This window comes from Pseudoalteromonas sp. SWN29 (assembly GCF_015864465.1).
Taxonomy (GTDB): domain Bacteria; phylum Pseudomonadota; class Gammaproteobacteria; order Enterobacterales; family Alteromonadaceae; genus Pseudoalteromonas.
Window position 1 is genome coordinate 1 of sequence record NZ_JADYXE010000102.1, and the last position, 2,646, is coordinate 2,646.

Here is a 2,646-nt window from a genome sequence, read left to right on the forward strand (position 1 = left end):
GCTTAAGTTACAAGCCATCCTGGAAGGCTACGATTTAGCAAAATCTCTTGAGCCAGACTTGTGATCAAGAGACAGCTAATTAGCGCCTTTTTGCATTGTGGCTAAATACAAATTTAATGCTGGTTAATCATGTGCGTTGCTAGTTGAGAGAATGATTGCTTTAAGCCTTCACGTAACAACGGGTTGTCTATTTCTATATCCAGCGTTTTATTCATGCAATACATCCATTGATCGCGCAATGCTTTATCTACAGTAAAAGGCATATGGCGTTTACGTAGCATTGGCTGGCCATGTTTTTCTGTAAATAGGTTTGGCCCGCCTAACCAACCAGATAAAAATTCAAAAAATACTTGGCGAATTCGATCTAATGGCAGAGGATGCATATCATATAACGGTTTAGCGTATTCATCTGACTCCATTATGTCGTAGAATCGATTGGAAATAGCGCGCGCTCCTTTTTCTCCACCTATTATTTCGTACGGTGTTTTTTCAGGAGTAGGAGCCTGTTGCTCGGGAGCTGGCTTAGATTTAGAAAAAAGTCGTTTAATCATATTACTTATCATCGTTAATAGGCAGTGTATAGCTGCAAAGAGGTTGCTTTAAAATGGACAAATATGCGGTTTTTGGAAATCCAATTAAACATTCAAAATCCCCCGCGATACATAAAAAATTTGCTGTATCACTGGGTGAGCAAATCGAATATCGCGCAATATTAGCACCTATCGATAACTTTGAAAAAACAGTATCGTCTTTTTTTGAGCAAGGTGGTGTTGGCGCTAACGTTACAATGCCATTTAAAGAGCAAGCCTATGCAATGGCTGATGAGCTTACGCCATTAGCTAAAATTGTAGGGGCTGTTAATACCTTAAAAAAACGAGACGATGGTACATTACTCGGTGATAACACCGATGGTATCGGTTTTGTTAACGATTTACTTGCTAATAAAGTAGCTATAACTAACAAGCGTATTTTAATTATTGGCGCGGGCGGTGCAGCTCGAGGCGTTATTTTACCTTTGCTAGAGCATAACCCTCAGGAAATAATAATCGTTAATCGCACAGCACAAAAAGCTAAAGAACTCGCAGAGCTATTTACTCAATACGGACCTGTATCTGGCTTTGGCTTTAATGATTTACCAGTAAGCGATTACTCACTAATTATAAACTCTACATCTAGCAGTATGAATGATGAGCTTCCAGCACTTGATGAAAAACATATAACTAATTGTGAAGTTGCTTATGACATGTTTTATTCACTGCAAAATACTATTTTTATGAACTGGATTGCACAGCATAATATTAACGCTAAGCTTTTAGATGGCAGCGGTATGTTAGTGGGCCAGGCTGCTCAAGCCTATTATGTATGGCGCAATAAAATGCCAAAAATACTTCCTGTAGTTGATGCACTAAAACAAGGGGCGCTTAAATGAACCAAGCAATACAATTTATAGATAGGCTAGAATTTAGAGAGCCCGATCATCAGTTAGTATTCTTTGCACAAGTTAGTGGCATGCTGGTGGAGTGTGTAATAGAAGTAAATAAACTTAAATTAACAGACGAAAGCCATGCAACAGAGTATTTTGAAAAGTACCGTTTTGATTACGAAGAGCGTGCCGAGGAGCTTATCGAAGAAGAAAGTTACAACTCGGCAGGTCAGATAGAAGTAAGCTTATTGCTCTAAGTTAGCGATTTCAGCTAAATACTCATCTTTAAGTGATACGTAGTTATCGGCAGATATTTTTAAAAAGGCAAGTTCTTGCTCTGTAAGAGGGCGAGCTTGCTTAGCTGGGCTTCCTACATATAAATAGCCAGACTCTAAACGCTTGTTTGGAGGCACCAAAGAACCTCCTCCAATAATAACATCGTCTTCAACAACAACGTTGTCCATAATAATAGCGCCCATACCCACAAGTATACGATCTCCTAGTACGCATCCGTGTAGCATTACCTTATGACCAACAGTTACATCGTCACCTATAATAAGTGGGTAACCATCAGGATTACTTTTAGTTGCACGAGATAAATGCAATACACTGCCATCTTGTATATTTGTACGCTCACCAATACGTATATAGTTAACATCACCACGTGCAGCTACTAACGGCCACACACTACTATTATCACCTAAAGTAATGTTACCAACCAAAACCGATGAATCATCAACATAAACAGACGCATTAAATGAAGGAGTAACACCTTTATAAGAACGAATTGCCATAGTTAGTACCTTTTAGATCATGATTATTAGTATTTGAGTGTATCAGCAAGGTGATTTTTGTACCATACAGTGCACTGTTTGGTTACAAAACTATCAGTTTCGGGGCGTTTAGTTCAGATACTAACCGAACAGCATCTTTTTTTACTTTTTCTTTAAAAAAGTGCTTGCGTAAAAATATGATCTCCCTATAATGCGACCCCACTGAGACGGGAAACGCCAACGCATAGCGAGGCACGAACTACCTCAGAGAGTTAAATAAAACTTCGGTTTTAAATTGTCGAAAGAAAGTTTAAAACTAAGTGTTGACTCGAAAAATAAAGGGTGTATTATTCGCATCCCTTGAGGCGCTAAAGCGACTCAAAACGTTCTTTAACAATATAAAGCAATCATCTGTGTGGGCACTCGTACAGATTGAGTTCTAACAGCCAA

The 2,646-nt window shown here is 38.7% G+C and carries 4 protein-coding genes; 2 read left to right on the forward strand and 2 right to left on the reverse strand.

What is annotated here, in order from left to right; translation table 11 throughout:
* Nucleotides 1-113: 113 nt before the first annotated feature.
* Nucleotides 114-551 (reverse strand): group II truncated hemoglobin, encoded by a 438-nt coding sequence (locus I6F53_RS19955; protein WP_004335148.1) that lies wholly within the window; start codon nt 549-551, stop codon nt 114-116.
* Nucleotides 552-604: 53 nt separating this feature from the next.
* Between I6F53_RS19955 and aroE the strand changes: the two genes are divergently transcribed.
* Nucleotides 605-1,429, forward strand: a complete 825-nt coding sequence (gene aroE, locus I6F53_RS19960; protein WP_197240914.1) for a shikimate dehydrogenase — start codon at nt 605-607, stop codon at nt 1,427-1,429.
* The gene (locus I6F53_RS19965) at nt 1,426-1,680 is read left to right on the forward strand and encodes a DUF1488 family protein (RefSeq protein WP_197176803.1); all 255 of its coding nucleotides are present in this window, start codon (nt 1,426-1,428) and stop codon (nt 1,678-1,680) included. The genes aroE and I6F53_RS19965 overlap by 4 nt, the downstream gene beginning before the upstream one ends.
* On the opposite strand, the gene I6F53_RS19970 is transcribed toward I6F53_RS19965, so the two are convergent.
* Nucleotides 1,669-2,217, reverse strand: a complete 549-nt coding sequence (locus I6F53_RS19970; protein WP_197240915.1) for a gamma carbonic anhydrase family protein — start codon at nt 2,215-2,217, stop codon at nt 1,669-1,671. The genes I6F53_RS19965 and I6F53_RS19970 overlap by 12 nt on opposite strands.
* Between the last annotated feature and the right edge of the window lie 429 nt (nt 2,218-2,646).